Source organism: Arthrobacter sp. ZBG10 (genome assembly GCF_001238605.1).
In the GTDB taxonomy this organism is placed as follows: Bacteria; Actinomycetota; Actinomycetes; order Actinomycetales; family Micrococcaceae; genus Arthrobacter.
Map to the genome: position 1 here is coordinate 1 of NZ_LFQH01000158.1, position 211 is coordinate 211.

Genomic DNA, 211 nt, shown 5'->3' on the forward strand with positions numbered 1-211 from the left:
CGCGCTGCTGGGCCTACAGCGACTCCTACAACGACATCCCGCTGCTGAGCCTGGTGGGGCACCCGGTGGCCATCAACCCGGACGCCCGGCTCCGGCGGCACGCCCGGGACAACAACTGGCCGGTGTACGACTTCCGCGCCGGCCGCCGCGCCGCGACCTTCGGCCTGAAGGTGGCAACCGCCTGCGGCGCCGTCTACGGCCTGTGGAAAGG

The 211-nt window shown here is 72.5% G+C and carries 1 protein-coding gene; it reads left to right on the forward strand.

Going from position 1 to position 211, the window contains the following annotated elements; genetic code table 11:
- On the forward strand, positions 1 to 211 hold a 211-nt coding region (locus ACU18_RS20100; RefSeq protein WP_442853729.1), incomplete at both ends, for an HAD family hydrolase.